General features: G+C 71.8%; 16 protein-coding genes. 6 read left to right on the plus strand and 10 right to left on the minus strand.

Features of this window, described 5'->3' with window-relative positions; genetic code table 11:
* Nucleotides 1-6: 6 nt before the first annotated feature.
* Nucleotides 7-531: a PadR family transcriptional regulator gene (locus ACIQVI_RS16265; protein WP_403595920.1), complete on the minus strand. Its 525-nt coding sequence runs from the start codon at nt 529-531 to the stop codon at nt 7-9.
* Between the two features lie 251 nt (nt 532-782).
* On the opposite strand from ACIQVI_RS16265, the gene ACIQVI_RS16270 reads away from it, so the two are divergent.
* Complete coding sequence (locus ACIQVI_RS16270; RefSeq protein ID WP_403595923.1) at nt 783-3,023, plus strand: transglycosylase domain-containing protein; 2,241 nt, start codon at nt 783-785, stop codon at nt 3,021-3,023.
* A gap of 89 nt (nt 3,024-3,112) precedes the next feature.
* Here ACIQVI_RS16270 and ACIQVI_RS16275 read toward each other — a convergent pair whose 3' ends face one another.
* The 3 genes from ACIQVI_RS16275 to ACIQVI_RS16285 all read right to left on the minus strand — a co-directional run bounded on the left by ACIQVI_RS16275 (nt 3,113) and on the right by ACIQVI_RS16285 (nt 7,681).
* Nucleotides 3,113-5,065: a SpoIIE family protein phosphatase gene (locus tag ACIQVI_RS16275; protein ID WP_403595926.1), complete on the minus strand. Its 1,953-nt coding sequence runs from the start codon at nt 5,063-5,065 to the stop codon at nt 3,113-3,115.
* Nucleotides 5,066-5,376: 311 nt separating this feature from the next.
* Complete coding sequence (locus tag ACIQVI_RS16280) at nt 5,377-6,042, minus strand: DUF402 domain-containing protein (protein WP_403595929.1); 666 nt, start codon at nt 6,040-6,042, stop codon at nt 5,377-5,379.
* A gap of 229 nt (nt 6,043-6,271) precedes the next feature.
* Complete coding sequence (locus ACIQVI_RS16285; protein ID WP_403595932.1) at nt 6,272-7,681, minus strand: class II fumarate hydratase; 1,410 nt, start codon at nt 7,679-7,681, stop codon at nt 6,272-6,274.
* A gap of 106 nt (nt 7,682-7,787) precedes the next feature.
* On the opposite strand from ACIQVI_RS16285, the gene ACIQVI_RS16290 reads away from it, so the two are divergent.
* Nucleotides 7,788-9,329: a ricin-type beta-trefoil lectin domain protein gene (locus ACIQVI_RS16290; protein WP_403595935.1), complete on the plus strand. Its 1,542-nt coding sequence runs from the start codon at nt 7,788-7,790 to the stop codon at nt 9,327-9,329.
* 57 nt (nt 9,330-9,386) lie between these two features.
* On the opposite strand, the gene ACIQVI_RS16295 is transcribed toward ACIQVI_RS16290, so the two are convergent.
* Nucleotides 9,387-10,013 (minus strand): lipoprotein, encoded by a 627-nt coding sequence (locus tag ACIQVI_RS16295; RefSeq protein WP_403595938.1) that lies wholly within the window; start codon nt 10,011-10,013, stop codon nt 9,387-9,389.
* Nucleotides 10,014-10,051: 38 nt separating this feature from the next.
* On the minus strand, nt 10,052-10,702 hold the full coding sequence (locus ACIQVI_RS16300) for an HAD family acid phosphatase (protein ID WP_403595941.1): 651 nt from the start codon (nt 10,700-10,702) through the stop codon (nt 10,052-10,054).
* 210 nt (nt 10,703-10,912) lie between these two features.
* On the opposite strand from ACIQVI_RS16300, the gene ACIQVI_RS16305 reads away from it, so the two are divergent.
* Entirely contained in the window at nt 10,913-11,452 is a 540-nt protein-coding gene (locus ACIQVI_RS16305) for an SRPBCC family protein (protein WP_403595944.1), read from the plus strand.
* 57 nt (nt 11,453-11,509) lie between these two features.
* On the opposite strand, the gene ACIQVI_RS16310 is transcribed toward ACIQVI_RS16305, so the two are convergent.
* Nucleotides 11,510-13,180: a fumarate hydratase gene (locus ACIQVI_RS16310; protein WP_351970285.1), complete on the minus strand. Its 1,671-nt coding sequence runs from the start codon at nt 13,178-13,180 to the stop codon at nt 11,510-11,512.
* A 197-nt stretch (nt 13,181-13,377) separates the two neighbouring features.
* Between ACIQVI_RS16310 and ACIQVI_RS16315 the strand changes: the two genes are divergently transcribed.
* A complete protein-coding gene (locus ACIQVI_RS16315) occupies nt 13,378-14,100 on the plus strand; it encodes a DUF1707 domain-containing protein (protein ID WP_351970286.1) in 723 nt (240 codons plus the stop codon).
* Nucleotides 14,101-14,269: 169 nt separating this feature from the next.
* Complete coding sequence (locus ACIQVI_RS16320; protein ID WP_351970287.1) at nt 14,270-14,641, plus strand: WhiB family transcriptional regulator; 372 nt, start codon at nt 14,270-14,272, stop codon at nt 14,639-14,641.
* Nucleotides 14,642-14,746: 105 nt separating this feature from the next.
* Here the strand turns inward: ACIQVI_RS16320 and glpX are convergent, their stop codons facing one another.
* The gene (gene glpX, locus ACIQVI_RS16325) at nt 14,747-15,778 is read right to left on the minus strand and encodes a class II fructose-bisphosphatase (RefSeq protein WP_121832572.1); all 1,032 of its coding nucleotides are present in this window, start codon (nt 15,776-15,778) and stop codon (nt 14,747-14,749) included.
* Between the two features lie 118 nt (nt 15,779-15,896).
* On the opposite strand from glpX, the gene ACIQVI_RS16330 reads away from it, so the two are divergent.
* Entirely contained in the window at nt 15,897-16,430 is a 534-nt protein-coding gene (locus tag ACIQVI_RS16330) for a DUF4245 domain-containing protein (RefSeq protein WP_403595949.1), read from the plus strand.
* A gap of 92 nt (nt 16,431-16,522) precedes the next feature.
* Here the strand turns inward: ACIQVI_RS16330 and ACIQVI_RS16335 are convergent, their stop codons facing one another.
* Together ACIQVI_RS16335 and ACIQVI_RS16340 are read right to left on the minus strand one after the other, a co-directional pair.
* On the minus strand, nt 16,523-17,113 hold the full coding sequence (locus ACIQVI_RS16335; RefSeq protein ID WP_351970289.1) for a malonic semialdehyde reductase: 591 nt from the start codon (nt 17,111-17,113) through the stop codon (nt 16,523-16,525).
* Between the two features lie 301 nt (nt 17,114-17,414).
* Entirely contained in the window at nt 17,415-17,666 is a 252-nt protein-coding gene (locus ACIQVI_RS16340; protein WP_403595952.1) for an exodeoxyribonuclease VII small subunit, read from the minus strand.
* Between the last annotated feature and the right edge of the window lie 4 nt (nt 17,667-17,670).

The following is a 17,670-nucleotide window of genomic DNA, read 5'->3' on the forward strand; positions in this document are numbered from 1 at the left end:
GGGTGGTCATCGACGGACCTCCTCGGCGAGCCGGTCGAGCCGGGCGGCGGTCAGTTCCAGCCAGCGCAGGTCCGCCTCCAGGTGGAAGAGGGCGTGGTCGCAGATGAGCTGGTCGGCCAGGTCGCCGCCCTTCTTGCGCCGGGTGAGCTCGCGCATCAGGCGCAGGTGCTCGGAGCGCTGGGCGTCGAGGATCTCGTCGGCCCCGCGGCCGGTCAGCAGGGCCAGGACGACCTTGGTGTAGAGCGTGGACTGGAGGTACGGCTCCGGCTTCTCGGGGGTGGCGAGCCACTGGGCGACATCGGTGATGCCGGCCTCGGTGATGGCGTACCGCTTCCGCTCGGGGCCGCCGCCCGCCTCGACGCCGTCGACGACCACGAGGCCGTTCTTCAGGAGCCGGGACATGGTCGAGTAGACCTGCCCGTAGTGGAGCGGCCGGTCGTGGCCGAATCTGTCGTCGAAGGCGCGCTTGAGGTCGTAGCCGTGGCGCGGGCCGGACTCCAGGAGCCCGAGGAGGGTGTGACCGATGGACATGCCGGTCACTGTACATGGTGTGTATACGCGCGATGTATAGCGGAGGGGAGGTAAGCGGAATGGTCCCTTCATGCAACCGTTCGACGGATTTGCGCGTCGGTTTCTCTGGGCGTGGGTGCTGATTCTCACGTCATGAAAAGACGTGATCGGTCTCCTTTGTCCGTCCTGTCGGTGTTAGCTTGCTGAGCTGATCCGGTGCGCGGGCACACGCCGGAGTGCCGGGACACACGACGAGCGGAGCGACGGGACACATGGGCCGACCTGACACGGGCAAGGCGAAGAAGAGCGGCATACGCCGCCTCTTCTCCTGGAAGAAGCTCCTGGGCACCTTCATCGTGTGCTGCCTGCTCGGCATGGGCGCCCTGTACGTGGTCTACCTGATGGTCCCGGTGCCGACGGCCAACGCCGAGGCGACGATGCAGAGCAACATCTACAAGTACGCCAACGGCAAGATCCTCGGCCGCACCGGCGAGGTCAACCGCGAGATCGTCGGCCTCGACAAGATCCCCGAGCAGGTCCAGAAGGCGTTCGTCGCCGCCGAGAACAAGAGCTTCTACAAGGACAACGGCGTCGACATCAAGGGCACCACCCGCGCCGCCTGGTCCACCGTCACCGGCAAGGGCAAGCAGGGTGGCTCGACCATCACCCAGCAGTACGTCAAGAACTACTACCTGAGCCAGGACCAGACGGCGACCCGCAAGCTCAAGGAAATGGTCATCGCCCTCAAGGTCGACCAGAACATGAGCAAGAACGAGATCCTCGCCGGGTACATGAACACCAGCTACTACGGGCGCAGCGCCTACGGCGTCCAGGCCGCCGCCCGCTCGTACTACGGCGTCGACGCCTCCCGGCTCACCACCGCCCAGGGCGCCTACCTCGCCTCCCTGCTCCAGGCGCCCAACCAGTACGACTGGACCTCCGCGAACGCCACCGGCCGCAAGCTCGTCGAGGAGCGCTGGAACTACGTCCTCGACAACATGGTCGAGGAGGGCTGGCTCCCGTCGTCCGAGCGCGCCGGCATGAAGTTCCCCGTGCCGCAGAAGCCCAAGCCCCTCCCCGGCATGGAGGGCCAGACCGGCTACATCGTCGAGGCAGCCAACCAGGAGCTGATGCGCCAGGGTGTCAGCGAGGAGGACATCAAGGCCGGCGGCTGGACGATCACCCTCAACATCGACGAGAAGAAGCAGAAGGACCTCGTCAAGGCCGTCGACGAGGAGCTGGAGTCCAAGCTCGACCGCAAGGGCAACGAGAAGCACGCCGTCGTCCAGGCCGGCGCCACCTCCGTCGACCCGAAGACCGGCGCGGTCGTCGCCATGTACGGCGGCATCGGCGCCACCGAGCACTGGATCTCCAACGCGACCCGCCGCGACTACCAGCCCGCCTCCACCTTCAAGCCGCTCGTCCTCGCCTCCGCCGTCGAGAACCACGCGAAGACCCAGGACGGACGCCACATCGGCCTCGGCACGATCTACGACGGCACCAGCGGCCGCGACGTCGTGGGCAGCGACATCCCCTTCAGCCCGGAGAACGAGGACGACCGCAGCTACGGCCCCGTCACCGTCCAGCGGGCCACCAACAGCTCGATCAACTCGGTCTACGCCCAGATGATCGTCGACGTCGGCCCCGCCAAGGTGAAGAAGACCGCCCTCGCCCTCGGCATGAAGGACGGCAAGGACTTCCCCGAGGCCCCCGCCATCTCCCTCGGCGTCATGAACGCCTCCACCCTGGACATGGCCGGCGTCTACGCCACGCTCGACAACCACGGCAAGCGGGTCACCCCGACCCTGGTGAAGTCCGCCCAGCACAAGGACCGCACGGTCCGGGGCGCCGACGCGATCGGCGACCAGGTCATCACCCGCGAGGCCGCCGACACCGCCACCAAGGCCATGACCGGCGTCGTGCGCAGCGGCTCCGGCACCCGCGCCGCCGGGGACTACGCGGCCGCCGGCAAGACCGGCACCTCCGAGAACAACCGTTCCGCCTGGTTCGTCGGCTACACCCCCGAACTCGTCACCGCCGTCGGCCTCTTCGGCGAGGACGCCAAGGGCAACCAGGTCACCCTGACCAACACCATCAACCCGGGCCGCGCCAACGGCGGCCGGACGCCCGCGAAGATCTGGGGCGACTACACGACCCGCGCCCTGAACGGCGGCTCCGACGCGACGTTCGACCTGGAGACCGAGGGCACCGACCCGGTCGAGCCCGCCCCGGACCCCACCCCCACCACCGAGGCCCCCGAGGAGCCGACGGACGAGCCGACCACGGCCACGCCCGGCACCACGCCCCCGACCACGAGCGACCCCGTCACCACCCCGCCGGCCCCGACGACCGACCCGGTCACCACCCCGCCGGAGCCCACCGAGGAGCCGACGACCGACGAGCCGTCCCCGCCGCCCTCGATCGACCCGCCGGACGGCGGTGGCGGCACCGACCCCGGCGAGGGCGAAGGCGCCACCGGAAAGCCCCGCAACGGCCTGCCGGTACCCCGGTGACGTCGTAGCGCCGGTACGCGGACGCGCGGAAGGCCGGACCCCCTCGGGGGTCCGGCCTTCCGGCCGTCCGGGCGCGGCCCGCTCGTCGCTCAGGTACGGGTCGCCAGCTCGAACCAGACCACCTTGCCGCCCGAGAGCCGGGTCGCCCCCCAGCGCCGGGCCAGCCGGTTCACCAGGAAGAGCCCGCGCCCGCCCTCGTCCGTGTCCCGCGCCCGCCGCTGCCGGGGCAGCTGCGGCGAGTCGTCGCCGACCTCGCAGCGCAGCACGTCCGTACGGAGCAGCCGCAGGGTCACCGGCCGCTCCGCGTACCGCACGGCGTTCGTCACGACCTCGCTGATCAGCAGCTCCACCGAGTCCGTCAGGTCCTCCAGGTCCCAGCGGGCCAGCGCCCGCCGGGCGAGCCGCCGGGCCCGGCCCGGGGCCGCGTCCTCCGGATCCAGGAACCAGTACGCCACGTCGCTCGGCGCGATCCCGTCGAAGCGGGCCGCCAGCAGCGCGATGTCGTCGTCCCGGTCGCCCGGACCCAGCATGTCCAGGACGTCGTCGCAGAGCGCCTCCAGGGGCGGCGAGTGGTCCGGGCCGGTCAGCTGCGCGGTCGCCGCCAGACGCTCCCGCAACTGCTCGATCCCCGTCCACACGTCCCGCAGCCGCGACTCCACCAGACCGTCGGTGTAGAGCAGCAGCGTGGCACCGGCCGGGGCGTCCAGCTCGACCGCCTCGAAGTCCACCCCGCCCACCCCGATCGGGGCGCCCGGCGGCACCCGGAGGACCTCCGCGCGCCCGCCCAGGTGGAGCAGTATCGGCGGCGGATGGCCGGCGTTCGCCACCGTGATCCGGTGCGAGACCGGGTCGTACACCGCGTACATGCAGGTCGCCATCCGGTTCTCGCCGAGCCGCTGCGCCTGCTCGTCCAGGTGGTGCAGGACCTCCTGCGGCGGCAGGTCGAGCCCGGCCAGGGTCTGCGCGGTGGTGCGCAGCTGGCCCATGATCGCCGCCGAGGTCATGGAGTGGCCCATGACGTCCCCGACGACCAGGGCGACCCTGCTGCCGGGCAGCGGGATCGCGTCGTACCAGTCGCCGCCCACCCGGGCCGTCTCGGCCGCCGGGAGGTAGCGCGAGGCCAGCCGGACGCCGGTCGGCTGCGGCAGCGAGTCCGGCAGCATCGTCCGCTGGAGCTCGTCCGCGATGTACGCCTCCCGGCCGTACAGGACCGCCTTGTCGATGCCGAGCGCCGTGTGGGTGGCCAGCTGGGCCGCCACGAGCAGGTCGTTCGGCTCGAAGCCGGACCGCTCCGGACGGCGCAGGAACACGGCCGCGCCGATCACCCGGCGCCGACCGCGCAGCGGAGCCAGTATCGCCCGCAGCCCGCCGGGCAGCGGATGGTCGGTGCCGAGCAGCTCGGACAGCGCCTCCCGGGCGGCGGCGGAGTCGCCGAAGACCGGCCGCACCCCGCGCAGCACCTCGGCGAGCGCCCCGCCGGACCGCACCTCGCAGAGTTCGGCCGCGGGGGTCGGATCCGGATCGGGCACGAGGACGAGCTCCTCGGACTCCGGGTCCGTTAACCGCAGCCGGTCCGTCCGCCGCAGCCGCAGCACGAAGGGCGCCACCGGCCGCTCGTCGCCCACCGGCAGCGGATCGCGCAGGTAGACCAGGATCTCGTCGGAGAAGGTCGGCACGGTCGCCCGGCACAGGCCGAGGACGATCTCGTCCAGGTCGATGCCGCGGGCGATCCGCCGGGTGGCCGCCCCGACGAACCGCAGCCGCTCGCCCTCCCGCCGCGCCGAGGTGCCCCCGGCACCGCCGGACGGCTGCGGGGAGACGGCGACGGCCACGGCGCCGGAGCCGCCCGGGGCGCCGGGCCCGAGGGGCGCCGCGGGCGCGGCGGGCGCCGCCGGGGACTCCGTACCGGGGGCCGCCGCCCCGCCCGGCTGGGCGGGCACGTCGGGCAGGCCGGCCGCCGCCTCCTGGCGGGGTCGCGCACGTTCCTGCGGCCGGGCAGCCAGGGGCTGCCGGCCTTCGTGGGAGGTGGGATGCTCCGTCACGCGTGGGATTCCGTCCGTCCGGGCCGGTGGTGCGATGCACTCGCTCTTCTCGCCGATGCCGCGCCTTCGGCGGGGATAAACCCCTCGTATGCAGCGGATGTGGACGCTCCGCGAGTCGCGGCGACGACGGGGGTCGGAACACCCGGGCAGACGTCCGGCACTGCTCTCCCCCTCGTGGGTGACTGGCGGTCAGGTCCAGTGTGCTATTCGGTCGCTGACGTACTGTTCGGTAGCTCTGACGTGCTGTGCGGTGCCTCTCCGACGTGCGGAGGACGATCCTACGTTTGAACCCCGGGGGCGCATCAAGGGTCTCACGGCCCGGTCCGGGCCGGGGTGCGGTCCCAGTCCGCCGGCAGTTCCGGAACCCGCCACGCCGGATCCGGCCGCCAGTGCTCCCAGCCGTCCGCGAACGGCGGGCCCCACGCCCGGATCAGCTCCACCGCCCGCCGCCCGGCGGCCCGCACCTCCGCCGCCTGCTCCGGGCCCATCAGACCGGACCGCTGGGCCTGCGCGAACTCGTCCTCGTCCCGCCACAGCCAGCTGCGGTCGGGGTAGACGGAGATGTCGAGGAAGTGGTCCTCGGAGTCGAAGCCGCCGGACCAGCGGGTCCGGGGCTCCTCCAGGTTCACGTACCAGCTGCGGAAGCGCCAGCCGCGCTCCCAGAACAGCCACACCGACCACGGCTCGCCGGGCCGCGCCAGCTTCAGCACCCCGCTGCCGGCCCAGCGGGCCCGCTCGGTGGTGCGGGGAGCGGTGTAGCGGGTGGCGAGCGGCTCCTCGTGGACGGGGGTGCCGTCGGCGAGCACGGGCCGGACGCACTCGGTGCCGGGCGCCATCCAGACCGCGAGCAGCTCGGGCGTGTCCCGGACGACCGTCACCGGCCGGCAGATGTGCACCGCTCCGGTGCCGTTGCCGCGGTAGCGCCAGAGGACGTGGTCCCCCGGCGCCCAGTGCTGGAAGCCGCCCGATCCTGTCATGCGCAGATCTTAGGGGGTGCCTCGCCGGTCGGGCCGGGCTCCCGGTGCCTGGCACGCACGCTCGCCGCGTTGTCGTCGGTCGCCATGGCTCCGCCATGCCTCCCTCCTCCGCCTTGCGATCGCACGCACCAGGCACCGCTCGCTGATCCGGCCCGACCGGCGAGGCACCCCCTGGCGCGCTCCCACCGCCGCTGCGATCCGGGTCACGGACGAGCCAGGCAGCCCCTTGCTACGGGTGCGTCATCCGCAGCACGTCCAGCGCCTCGTCCAGCTGTTCCACCGTGAGGTCGCCCCGCTCGACGTAGCCGGACTCCAGGACCACCTCGCGGATGGTCTTGCGCTCCGCGAGGGACTTCTTGGCGACCTTCGCGGCCTCCTCGTAGCCGATGTACTTGTTCAGCGGGGTGACCACGGACGGCGAGGACTCGGCGTACTCGCGGGCGCGCTCGACGTTGGCCGTGATCCCGTCGACCGTGCGGTCCGCGAGCAGCCGGGAGGCGTTGGCCAGAAGCCGTACGGATTCCAGCAGGTTCTTGGCCATCACCGGCAGCATCACGTTGAGCTCGAAGTTCCCGGCCGCGCCCGCCACCGCCACCGTGGTGTCGTTTCCGGTCACCTGCGCGGCGACCATCAGGACCGCCTCGGGGATCACCGGGTTCACCTTGCCCGGCATGATCGAGGAGCCGGGCTGGAGGTCGGGGAGGTTGATCTCGGCGAGGCCCGTGCGCGGCCCGCTGGCCATCCAGCGCAGATCGTTGGCGATCTTGGTGAGCGAGACGGCGACGGTCCTGAGCTGACCGGACGTCTCCACCAGGCCGTCGCGGGCGCCCTGCGCCTCGAAGTGGTCGCGGGCCTCGGTCAGCGGCAGTCCGGTGGTCCGGGCGACCTCCGCGATGACGGCGGCGGAGAAGCCGGCCGGGGTGTTGATGCCGGTGCCCACCGCCGTCCCGCCGAGGGGGAGTTCGGCGAGCCGGAGGAGCGCGCCGCGCAGCCGCTCGACCCCGTACCTGACCTGCGCCGAGTAGCCGCCGAACTCCTGGCCGAGGGTGACCGGGGTGGCGTCCATCAGATGCGTGCGGCCGGACTTCACGACCTTCGCGAATTCGGCCGATTTTCGCTCCAGGGAGGCGGCCAGGTGCTCCAGCGCGGGGACCAGGTCGTGGGCGACGGCGCCGGTCGCCGCGATGTGGATGGAGGACGGGAAGACGTCGTTGGACGACTGCGAGGCGTTCACGTGGTCGTTGGGGTGCACCTCCCGGCCCTCCGGCAGCCGCTCGGTGGCGAGGGTGGCGATCACCTCGTTGGTGTTCATGTTGGACGAGGTGCCCGAGCCGGTCTGGAAGACGTCCACGGGGAAGTGCTCGTCCCAGCGCCCCTCCGCGACCTCCTCCGCCGCCGAGGCGATCGCCTCCGCGCGGTCCTGGTCGATCACCCCGAGCCGGGCGTTGACCTTCGCGGCGGCCGCCTTGATCCGGGCCAGGGCCTCGATGTGGGCGCGCTCCAGGCGCTGGCCCGAGATCGGGAAGTTCTCCACCGCCCGCTGGGTCTGGGCCCGCCACTTGGCGTGCGCGGGGACCCGCACCTCGCCCATGGAGTCGTGCTCGATCCGGAAGTCCCCGGCCCGCTCGCTGTCGTTCATCTTCTCCAACCTCCCGCAAAAGTTGAGCACTTGTCTTGTTCGATGTATTCCCAAGGCGCGTACCGGCCAGTAAAAACCGTGGGTAACCCCACTTCCAGGAGGCGCAATGACGCGCACCAGGTACAGATTCCGCCGGCCCGTCGCCGCCGTCGCCACGGCCGCCGCGGTCCTCGGAACGATGATCGCGGCCGCCGCCCCCGCCGGCGCGGCCGACACGACCGCGGGCACGAGGACCGCCGCCACCGCTTCCGTACCCCTTCCCCCCGCCCTGGAGACGATCCGGGCGGCCGAGGCCACCAGGATCTACGGAAGTCCCGAGGAGCGCCCGCTCGACCAGCGCAAGAGCGGCCTGATCTCGCTCGGCGACAGCGAGATCTCCGGCGAGGGCGTCGGCACCTACGAACCCCCCACCAACGGCCCCACCAACTGGTGCCACCGCTCGCCCGACGCCGCCATCCACCGCACCGGGATCGCCGCGGACCTCACGTTCAACGTGTCCTGTTCCGGCGCGTACAGCGGAAACATCAAGATCGGCGGATCCAAGCAGTACGCCGACGAACTCGTCCAGAGCGACAACCTCGCGATCAAGGCCCGCAACACCCGGATCAAGATGGTCCTGCTCGTCGCCGGGGCCAACGACGACCTCCAGTTCGGCCCGGTCATGACCGACTGCGTCACCCGCTACCTGCTGAGCCAGGGCGCCTGCGAGCCCAAGTACGCCCCCGGCTGGCAGGCCCGCGTCGACGGACTCGTCCCCAAGGTCGAGCAGACCGTCCGCGACCTCAGGACCGTCATGCGCGACGCCGGGTACGCCGACGGCGACTACAAGCTCGTCCTCATGGGCTACCCGAGCCCGATCGGCCCCGACTTCCGCGACAACCCGAACTTCCCCGGCAAGCTGGTCTGCGGCGGCCTGGGCTACGACTCCGACACCGTCTGGGGCCGCAACACCGCCGTCCCCGCCTTCGAGCGCGGGATGCGGAGGGCCGCCGCGTCCACCGGAGCCACCTACCTCGACAACTCCCGCCTCTTCCACGGCCACGAGGTCTGCATGGAGGACCCCTGGGCCCGGGGCCTCTACATCGACCTCTCCAAGCCCGGCCTCCCGGACGAGAACTCCGTCCGGCAGTCCTTCCACCCCAACGCGCGCGGGCACGCCGCCTTCGCGTCCTGCCTCACCCAGCTCTACGCCTCGGGCCTGCGCGAGGCGAGCTGCGCCGACGTCGACTCCACCGGGAAGCCCACCCTCTTCCCGCTCGCCTGGGACGACGTCTACCGGCCGCTGAGGAACCAGGCGACCGGCAACTGCCTGGACGTCGACGCCGCCACCAGCGCCAACGGCACCCGGGTCCTCGGCTGGGACTGCCACGACGGCCGCAACCAGACCTGGTGGTACGACTCCGCCCGGAAGACCGTCCACACCGGCCTCACCCAGGACCGCTGCCTGGACGTGCCCGACCTCCAGTACCGCGCCGGCACGGGCCTGATCCTCTGGAACTGCCACGGCGGTGCGAACCAGAAGTTCGTCCGCGACGGCGCCACCCTCCGGCCCGCCGCCGCGACCGGCATGTGCCTCACCCAGGGCGCGGCGAAGGAGCAGATCAGGCTCCGGGCCTGCGACGGCTCCGCGAACCAGAAGTTCGCGTAGCCCGTACCCCGTACGGAACGCCGCGGCCCCCGTCCGGTGCGGGACGGGGGCCACGGCTCAGAGCGCCTTCAGGCTCGTGCGGGCCAGCTCGTACGCGGGGAGCATCGCGCGGTGCTCACCGGTGTCCATCCCGGCGAGGTGGACGATGACCGTCCCCGCCGGGACGGCGACGGCGAAGGCCCGCTCCTCCTTGTCCTCGTCGAGGAGTGCGCTCCGCACCGTGTAGGTCACCTCGACGGCGGGCAGCGCGCCCGCCGTCGTCTCCCGGTACGAGGCGCCGGAGCCGCCCTTCTCCGCCTTCACGAACCCTTCGAGGGCGGCCCGGGCCGGGCCCTTCCCCGCCGTCCACACCCGCAGGAAGCCGACGTGACCGGCCGGCTTGGCGTCCACCTCGCAGCGGACGGTGGCCGGTCCCCGCCGGGTGAGCTCCGCGAAGTCCGGGTCCTCGGGCTCCTCGACCGCCTCCGGCTCCCAGGCCTTCGCGAGGGAGAAGGAGACCGGCAGCGCGCAGGCCGTCCCCGGCCCGCCGAGGGAGGCCGCCGCGACGGGCTTCGCGGCGGAGGCCTCCGCCGTCGGCCGGGCCCCCGGGGCGACCTCCGGGAGCGGCTCGGGGCCGCCGCAGCCGGTCAGCAGCGTCCCCGCCGCGAGGAGGGCGGGGACCAGGGGCCGTATCGGACGTCGCATGATCGTCAGCGTAACCGCGTACGGCCCCCGCGACCGACTCAGGAGAGCTTGCCGCCGTAGTCCGGCAGCTTGAAGGTGCGCTCGGCGTGACCGCCGACGAGGTCGGTGGTGTTGTTGCCGATGTTCGCGATGATCGTGTAGCCCTTGGCCTCGATCTCCGCGCGCTTCTCCGTCTTGTACGCGCTGACTTCGGCGAACAGGTCGGGCAGCGAGCGCACGTACAGGCCGTCGACCGGGTAGCCGGCCTTCTTCAGGTTCCAGTCGGTGAGCGAGTGGATGATCCCGGGCCGTGCGGTGACGAAGAAGACGGCCACCCCGCGCGCGTGGGCGTCCCGGACGAGGGCGCGGACCTCGGCGATGGCCGGGGTGGGCAGCTCCCAGAACGGGTGGAAGTCCGTCTCCAGGGAGCTGTTGTCGATGTCGAGGACGAGGGCCTGCTTCTCGCGCCCGGCGTCCTTCGCGCGCTCCTCGACGTACGGACGGGCCTCGGCGACGACGGCCGCCACGTCCCGGCGCCAGGTGCCGTAGTCGACGCCCGCGAGCGCGGCGGTCGACACCAGGTGGGCGTCCGGGTCGGAGGCGGTGGCGGCGGACGCGGCGGGCGCGGGCCCGACGACGAGGGCGGCGGAGAGGGCGAGGACGGCGGTGGAACCGGCGGCGGCGCGCCGGTGGCGGGGGGTGGAGGGCATGGGGGGCTCCCGAGAGGTCGACCGACTCAGTGGTTGACATGCTCACGGCCCATACTGACGGGTAGGTGACGGGAGGACTACCGGTCGGTAGCGACTTTCTGAGCGCCCGTCATCAAGAGGTGGCACCGCTTCCGGCGGGGTGACGTGCGTCCCGTTGTGGACGCGGTCCGGGGCCCCGGATGATCGGAGGACCGAACGGGAGGGAACGCCATGCGGTACGCCGAGGGGCCCAGCGTCCACTGCGACATCCACATCGGGGCGGCCGTGCCGCTGGTCTGGGAGCTGGTGACCGACATCCTGCTGCCCGCCCGCTTCAGCCCCGAACTGCGCCGCGCCGCCTGGCTCGACGGCGCGGAAGGACCCCGGGTGGGCGCCCGCTTCGAGGGCCGCAACCACCACCGGCTGCTCGGCGAGTGGCGGACCGTCTCCCACGTGACCGAGCTGGACGGCACGGGCGGGCGGCGGGTCTTCGCCTGGGCCGTCACGGACGCGGACGGCCGCTTCGGCGACCCGGCACCGGACCCGGCGCGGCCCATGGCGGCCTGGCGCTACGAACTCACCCCCGAGGACGGCGGCACCCGCCTCCGCCAGTCGGCCCGCCTCGGCCCGGCCCGCAGCGGCGTCTCCCTGTCCCTCGACCGGTGGCCGGACCGCGAGGAGGAGATCGTCGCCGCCCGCCTGGAGGAACTGCGCACGGGGATGGGGACCACCCTCGCGGGCATCAAGTCCCTGGCGGAACGGGGCGCGTGAAGGGAAGAGCCCCCGCGCCGCTGACGGCCGGGGGCTCTCCGGGGTGCTGCCGCGGGCTCAGGCGAGCCCGGGACCGCGCACCGGGATGTGCGTGAACGTCGGCTCCGGGGCCGGGTTCTGGAAGAAGTCGTTGCCCTTGTCGTCCACGACGACGAACGCCGGGAAGTCCTCGACCTCGATCTTCCAGACCGCCTCCATGCCGAGCTCCTCGTACTCGACGACCTCGACCTTCTTGATGCAGTCCTGCGCCAGGCGCGCGGCCGGGCCGCCGATCGAGCCGAGGTAGAAGCCGCCGTGCGCGCCGCACGCGTCCGTGACCTGCTTCGAGCGGTTGCCCTTGGCCAGCATGACCTTCGAGCCGCCCGCCGCCTGGAACTGCTCCACGTACGAGTCCATGCGGCCGGCCGTCGTCGGGCCGAAGGAGCCGGAGGCGTACCCCTCGGGGGTCTTCGCCGGGCCCGCGTAGTACACCGGGTGGTCCTTCAGGTACTGCGGCATCTCCTCGCCCGCGTCCAGGCGCTCCTTGATCTTGGCGTGCGCGATGTCGCGCGCCACGACCAGCGGGCCGGTCAGCGAGAGCCGGGTCTTGACCGGGTACTTGGTCAGCTCGGCGAGGATCTCGTCCATCGGCTGGTTGAGGTCGATCCGCACCACGTCGGACGTCTCGTCGAGGTGCTCGTCGGTGGTCTCCGGCAGGAACCGCGCCGGGTCCGTCTCCAGCTGCTCCAGGAAGACGCCCTCGGCGGTGATCTTCGCGACGGCCTGGCGGTCGGCCGAGCAGGACACGGCGATGGCGACGGGCAGCGAGGCGCCGTGGCGCGGCAGGCGCACCACGCGCACGTCGTGGCAGAAGTACTTGCCGCCGAACTGCGCCCCGATGCCGATCTTCTGCGTCAGCTCGAAGACCTTCTCCTCCAGCTCCTTGTCGCGGAAGCCGTGGCCGGTCTCGGCCGAGCCCTCGGTGGGCAGCTCGTCCAGGTAGTGCGCGGAGGCGTACTTCGCGGTCTTGAGCGCGAACTCGGCGCTGGTGCCGCCGACGACGATCGCCAGGTGGTACGGCGGGCAGGCGGCCGTGCCGAGCGAGCGGATCTTCTCCTCCAGGAACTTCATCATGGAGGCCTCGTTGAGGACCGCCTTGGTCTCCTGGTAGAGGAAGGACTTGTTGGCGGAGCCGCCGCCCTTGGCCATGAAGAGGAACTTGTACGCGCCGCCGTCGGTCGCGTACAGCTCGATCTGCGCGGGCAGGTTCGAGCCGGTGTTCTTCTCCTCCCACATGGTCACCGGGGCCATCTGCGAGTACCGCAGGTTCAGCTTGGTGTACGCGTCGTAGACGCCCTTGGACAGGGCCTCCTCGTCGCGGCCGGAGGTCAGCACGTTCTGGCCGCGCTTGCCCATGACGATCGCGGTGCCGGTGTCCTGGCACATCGGCAGGACGCCGGCGGCGGCGATGTTCGCGTTCTTGAGGAGGTCGAGCGCGACGAACTTGTCGTTCGAGGACGCCTCGGGGTCGTCGATGATCCGGCGCAGCTGCGCGAGGTGCGCCGGGCGCAGGAAGTGCTGGATGTCGTGGATCGCCTCGGCGGCCAGCCGCCGCAGCGCCTCCGGCTCCACCTTGAGGAACGTACGCCCGTCGGCCTCGAAGGTGGAGACGCCTTCGGCGGTCACCAGGCGGTAGGGCGTGGTGTCCTCTCCCAGGGGGAGCAGATCGGAGTACGAAAACTCTGGCATGACGGCGGTCATTCCTCACTCGGCGGGCGGCGGCGCCGCCTCCGTTGGCAACGCGCCCTCCAGCGTAGAACGCCCCCGTTCCGCCGATCCTGTGAGGTAAGGCTCACTTGGCGCGCGCCCCGTCGGATCCGGTCTCGTCCACAGGTCCCGGCCCCGCCCCCTGGTCGCGATCTATCGCGTTTCGCTAGGCTGGCTCCGTGGACCTCGAAAAGCAGCCCGAACCCGAGAAGCAGCCGCAGCCGCAGCGGTCGGCCGCACCCGCCGAGACCGCCCCCGCGGGGCCCGCCTTCGCCGATCCGCAGGGCTCGCTGCGGGCCTCGGACGCGGACCGGGACCGGATCGCCGACATCCTCAGGGACGCCCTGGCCGAGGGGCGGCTCGACGCCGAGGAGCACTCGGACCGGATCGACGCGGTCTACCGGGCCAAGACGGTCGGGGAGCTGGAGCCGATCGTCCGCGACCTGCCGGCCGCCCGGACCTCCCGCCCCGAGCCCGAGCCGGCGTACTCCTACGGCCCCGACGACCAGGACGGCGCCCCGGACAACCTCGTCGCGATCTTCTCCAGCACCACCCGCAAGGGCCGCTGGCGGGTGAGCCGCCGGACGAACGCCTTCGCGCTCTTCGGCAACATCGAGATCGACCTGACCGAGGCGATCTTCGCCCAGCGCCTGACCACGATCAACGCCACCTCCATCTTCGGCAACGTCGAGGTGCGGGTCCCGGAGAACATCAGCCTGCGCGGCAACGGCAGCGGGATCTTCGGGAACTTCGAGGTCGTGACCCTGGAGGGCGTCGACCCGCAGGCCCCGGTCGTCGTCATCAACGGCTACTCGGTCTTCGGGAACGTCGAGGCGCGGCCCAAGCGCGGCAAGTGGATCACGGACCTCCAGGGCAAGCTGCGCAAACACCTCGGCCACTGACGGACGTTCGCGAGCGGGGAGCCCCTTCGGGCGGATGACCGGAATGCGTCTCCGGGCCTCCGCAGTGCGGAACGGCGCGGCACCCAGTGCATAGGCGCGCGCACAGCGGGTAAGGCTCGTGGCATCGCCTCTCGCTCGCGAAGTCGTCGTCAGTCGTCAGGAGTAGACCGTGCTGCAACTGCCGCATCAGCCCCTCCAGGCCGTCGCCGTCCCCCCTCCCCGTACCCCGGCCCGCGAGGACGAGGGCGGCCCGTGGCACGCGGAGGCGGTGTGCCGCCGTGACGAGGCAGGACTCTTCTTCGCCCCCTCCAAGGAGCCGACGGCCGCGCGCCTCGCCCGCGAGGAGGCCGCCAAGCGGGTCTGCGCGCGCTGTCCCGTGATGGTCGAGTGCCGCGAGCACGCGCTGCTCCAGCCCGAGCCGTACGGGGTGTGGGGCGGGCTCACGGCGGCCGAGCGCCGCGTCGTCCTCGCCCGGCGCCGACGGCGCGAGGTGGAGCTGAGGAAGGCGGCCGCGACCGAGCGGATCGCCCAGGCGGGCTGACGGAGGAGCGGAGAGTTCCGCCGGCCCGTACGGGAAGGGGCGCCCCCACCGCACATGGGGGCGCCCCTCTTCGTACCGTCCGGCGGGCGGGCGACCGCCCCCGGCCTACTTGGCCCGGTCGAAGTCGATCTTGCTGTACGCGCGCAGCTTCGAGAGCCGGTGCGTGGAGTCGATCTGGCGGATCGTGCCGGACTTCGAGCGCATCACGAGGGACTGCGTGGTCGCCGTCTCGGCGCGGTACCGCACCCCGCGCAGCAGCTCGCCGTCCGTGATGCCGGTCGCGACGAAGAAGACGTTGTCGCCGCTGACCAGGTCGTCCGTGGAGAGGACCCGGTCCAGGTCGTGGCCCGCGTCGAGCGCCTTCTGCCGCTCGGCGTCGTCCTTCGGCCACAGCTTGCCCTGGATCACGCCGCCGAGGCACTTGATGGCGCAGGCGGAGATGATGCCCTCGGGGGTGCCGCCGATGCCCATGAGCATGTCGACGCCGGTGCCCTCGCGGACGGCCATGATCGAACCGGCGACGTCGCCGTCCGAGATGAACTTGATCCGGGCCCCGGTCTCGCGGATCTCCTTGACGATGCCCTCGTGGCGGGGGCGGTCCAGGATGACGACCGTGATGTCCTCGGGCGAGGAGTTCTTCGCCTTGGCGACCCGGCGGATGTTGACCGAGACGGGGGCGTTGATGTCGACGAAGTCGGCGGCCTCCGGGCCGGTGACCAGCTTGTCCATGTAGAAGACCGCGGACGGGTCGAACATGGTGCCGCGGTCGGCGGCGGCCAGGACGGCGATCGCGTTCGGCATCCCCTTGGCGTTCAGGGTGGTGCCGTCGATCGGGTCGACCGCGATGTCGACCTCGGCGCCGGTGCCGTCGCCGACCCGCTCGCCGTTGAACAGCATGGGCGCTTCGTCCTTCTCTCCCTCGCCGATGACGACGACGCCGTCCATCGAGACGGTGGAGATCAGGGTCCGCATGGCGTTGACCGCCGCGCCGTCCGCGCCGATCTTGTCGCCCCGGCCGACCCAGCGTCCGGCGGCCATGGCGGCGGCCTCGGTGACGCGCACCAGTTCGAGGGCGAGGTTGCGGTCGGGGGCCTCGGGAGAGACCTCCAGTTCGGGCGGGAGGGTGTGCTCGGTCATCGTTGCGCACCTTTCTGTACGGCGACGGCCGGAAAATAAGAGGGTGCTGCGACTCTATCGTCAGGTCGACAAATTGAGCAGAGGGGCCCACGTATGAGCGCGGGACCGTGATGCGACCATGGGGGGCGTGGCAGGTATGCGAGGCAGGCAGACGGTACGCGGGATGTTCCAGTCCCTCGGTGTGATCATGGTCGCCGCGGGCGTGATGTATCTCTTCATCCCGCACGACGAGCACGCGGACCCGGTGAAGGCGAAGGACTACCGGGTCGAGCTCCTGACGGCCCAGCGGGCGGCGCCGTACCCGGTGCTGGCCCCCGAGGGCCTCGACGAGGGCTGGAAGGCGACGGTCGTCTCGTACAAGCGCGAGAACGCCGACGCCTGGCAGCTCGGCTTCCTCTCCCCGGACACGCAGTACGTGGCCGTCCACCAGTCGACGGCGGAGCCGGGCACGTTCGTGCCCAAGGTGACGCAGAAGGCGAAGGACACCGGGAAGACCCAGACGGTGGCCGGCCAGGTCTGGCAGCGCTGGGAGGGCCCGAAGTACGACGCGCTCGTGCGGACCGAGGGCGGCGCGACAACCGTGGTGACCGGCACGGCGTCCTTCGAGCGGCTGGCCGAGATGGCCGGCTCGCTCCGGTCGCGGAAGGTCTGAGCGGTACGTCCGCGCGGACGTACGGAAAAGGGCCCCGCACTCGTGGAGTGCGGGGCCCTTCGCCGTGCCCGTACGGGCCGTGGTCACCGGTCTCAGACGGTGGTGACGACCTCGTCGAAGGAGAGGCGCGGGGAGCGCGGGAACCAGGCCTCCTCGCCCGGCTTGCCGATGTTGACGACCATCAGCGGGGTGTGGTCGGCGTCGAGGAACTCCTTCTGGACGCCGGCGAAGTCCAGGCCGGTCATCGGGCCGGCGGCCAGGCCGGCGGCGCGGACGCCGACGATGAAGTACGCGGCCTGGAGGGCGGCGTTCAGCAGGGCGGACTGCTCGCGGACCGGGCGCTCGGCGAAGAACATGTCCTTGGCCTGCGGGAAGTGCGGGAGCAGCGCCGGGAGCTCCTCGTGGAACTCGTTGTCGGCGGAGAGGATCGCGACGAGCGGCGCGGTGGCGGTCTTGGGACGGTTGCCCTCGGCCATGTGCTTGACCAGGCGCTCGCGGGCCTCGGGGGAGCGGACCAGGGTGATGCGCAGCGGGGTCTGGTTGAAGGCGGTGGGGCCGTACTTCACCAGGTCGTAGATCGCCTGGACCTGCTCGTCGGTCACCGGCTCGTCGGTGAACGTGTTGGCGGTGCGGGCCTCGCGGAAGAGGAGGTCCTGGGCGGCGGGGTCAAGGGCGAGAGACATGCTGCGTACCTTCCGGACTGCACAAAACTGCACAAGGTGGGGGTTGCTCGTACAAAGTTCGAGCGACGTCCCCGACAGTACGCCCATGATTGGTGAAAGTTCAACTATCCAATCCGGATAGTGATCCGGTTCACTCGTGAGTCTACGCCAGGACGGGCCCGGCCCGAAAGGGCGCCGGGGGTGCGGGTGGCGATGCGGGTCGCCGGTGCCGGTCGTCGGTCGCCTGTGCCGACCGCGTCTCCGTCCTCGTGGGCCACCGCCCGTGCCGGTGCCGTCCGTGTTCTGCTCCCGTCCCCGTAGGTCACTCCCCGTCGCCGGTGCCGTCCTCGCCGTCCGCGTCCGCCGCCAGCGCGGCGTCCAGGCGGGCCCGGGCGCCCTCCAGGCGGAGCCGGCAGACCTTCGCCAGCTCCTCGCCGCGCTCCCAGAGCGCGAGGGAGCCCTCCAGGGTGGTCCCGCCCGCTTCGAGCCGCCGGACGACCTCGATCAGCTCGTCCCGCGCCTGCTCGTAGCCGAGCGCCGCCTCGTCCGTGTCCTTGCGCGTACCCGTTGCCATGTGC

The organism is Streptomyces sp. NPDC098101 (genome assembly GCF_044760185.1).
Taxonomy (GTDB): Bacteria; Actinomycetota; Actinomycetes; order Streptomycetales; family Streptomycetaceae; genus Streptomyces.